The sequence below is a fragment of the Kitasatospora sp. NPDC059571 genome (assembly GCF_042735675.1).
Classification (GTDB): Bacteria; Actinomycetota; Actinomycetes; order Streptomycetales; family Streptomycetaceae; genus Kitasatospora.
Map to the genome: position 1 here is coordinate 1 of NZ_JBHWBW010000438.1, position 2,250 is coordinate 2,250.

At 74.8% G+C, this 2,250-nt stretch carries 1 protein-coding gene; it reads left to right on the forward strand.

What is annotated here, in order from left to right:
* Positions 1-392 precede the first annotated feature (392 nt).
* Positions 393-2,168: a 3-hydroxyacyl-CoA dehydrogenase family protein gene (locus ACFV0G_RS32175; protein ID WP_380555650.1), complete on the forward strand. Its 1,776-nt coding sequence runs from the start codon at positions 393-395 to the stop codon at positions 2,166-2,168.
* Positions 2,169-2,250 lie beyond the last annotated feature (82 nt).

A 2,250-nucleotide genomic window follows, 5' to 3' on the forward strand; every position in this document is an offset into this window, starting at 1 on the left:
GCCCTTGGCACTCCCTCGGCGGGGCACTCTTCCTACTCGCCAGTAACTCCGCTACAGTGGCCGCACGCACCAGCGCCGGGCCTCGGGAGCCGCACCGGCGTGGTCGGCGCCGCGGTACCTCGCGGCCGCCCGGGTGCGGGATCGCCGGCCCTCGGGGCCGTTTCCGGCGCAGCACCCTCGCGCCGCTTCCCTTCTCCCAGCGCGTCTGGGCACACCTCGGCACACCCGCGGCACGACCGGAGCGGACCGGTCGCTGCCCCGCGGGGCCGCACCCCGCCTTCCCGCACTCCCGCGCCGCCGCACCCTCCTCCGACGCACCCTGCCGCCGCTCGCCGCCGAGCGCCCGGCCGCGTCGGAGCGCGGCGCGGGGCCCATGACAAGGAGTCAGGACAATGGAGCGTCCCTTCCCCACCGTCGCCGTGGTCGGACTCGGCACCATGGGTGCCGGCGTCGCCGTGGCCGTCGCCCGCAGCGGCCGCCGGGTGATCGGCATCGAGGCAGACGCCGACGCCGCCGCCCGTGCGCTCACCCGCATCGAGGAGTCGACGGAGCGCGCCGTGCAGCGCGAGCGCCTCACCGCCGAGCAGCGGGCCGAGCTGCTCGCGCTGATCTCGGTGGGCGACCGGCTGGACGCCGCGGCCGGTGCCGACCTGGTGATCGAGGAGGTGCCCGAGCAGCTGGAGCTGAAGCGGGAGATCTTCGCCGAGCTGGACCGCATCTGCCCGCCGGAGACGGTGCTGGCGACCGGTACCACCGCGCTCTCGGTGACCCGGATCGCGGCCGCCACCGCCCGCCCGGAGCGGGTGCTCGGCCTGCACTTCTTCAACCCGGTGCACACCATGAAGCTGGTCGAGGTCGTGCGCACCGTGCTCACCTCCCCGCAGGCCGCCGAGGACGCCGCCGCGTTCGCCCGCGACCTGGGCAAGGAGCCGGTCGCCGCGGGCGACCGGGCCGGGTTCATCGTGAACGGCCTGCTCTTCGCCTACCTCAACCAGGCCGCCGCGATGTTCGAGTCGCGGTACGCCACCCGCGAGGACATCGACGCCGCGATGCGGCTCGGCTGCGGCCTGCCGATGGGCCCGCTGGCGCTGCTCGACCTGATCGGCGTGGACACCGCGCGCACCGTGCTGGAGGCCATGTACGAGCAGTCCAAGGACCGGCTGCACGCCCCGGCGCCGATCCTCGGCCAGCTGGTGGCGGCCGGCCTGCTCGGCCGCAAGACCGGCCGCGGCTTCTACACCTACGAGGCGCCGGGCTCCTCGCGGGTGGTCGCCGAGGCCTCGGCCGCGGCCGGCACCCGGGTCGCGGGCCGGACCGTCGCGAGCATCGGCGTCTGCGGCTCGGGCACCATGGCCACCGGCATCGTCGAGGTCTTCGCCAAGTCCGGCCTGCCGGTGCTGCTCGCGGCCCGCAGCCAGGAGAAGGCGGACCGTGCCAAGGCCCAGCTGGCGAAGTCGCTGGAGCGGTCCGTCTCCCGCGGACGCCTCAGCGCCGAGCAGCGCGACGCGGCGCTGGCCCTGGTCACCGCGACCGGCCGGTACGCCGACCTCGCCGAGGTGGACCTGGTGGTCGAGGCGGTCGCCGAGGACCTGGCGGTCAAGCGCGAGCTGTTCGCCACCCTCGACAAGATCGTGAAGCCGGGCGCGGTGCTCGCCACCACCACGTCGAGCCTGCCGGTGATCAGCTGCGCGACCGCCACCACGCGGCCGCAGGACGTGATCGGCATGCACTTCTTCAACCCGGCGCCGGCCATGAAGCTGGTCGAGGTGGTCTCCACGGTGCTCACCGCGCCGGACGTCACCGCCACCGTGCTGGAGCTCTGCGCCGCGGTGAAGAAGCACGCGGTGGAGTGCGGCGACCGCGCCGGCTTCATCGTCAACGCGCTGCTCTTCCCGTACCTGAACGACGCGGTGCGGATGCTGCAGGAGCACTACGCCACCGTGGACGACATCGACACCGCGATGAAGCTCGGCTGCGGCTACCCGATGGGCCCGTTCGAGCTGCTGGACGTGGTCGGCCTGGACGTCTCGCTGACCATCGAGCAGGTGCTGCACCAGGAGTTCCGCGAGCCCGGCCTGGCGGCCGCGCCGCTGCTGGAGCACCTGGTGGCGGCCGGCTGCCTGGGCCGCAAGAGCGGGCGCGGCTTCCGCGACCACGCCCGGCGCTGACGGCGGGGCGGGGGGCCCCCCCCCGGGCCCCCGCCCCCCCCCCCCCCCCCCCCCCACCCCCGCGCCGGGGTATTAAAAAAAA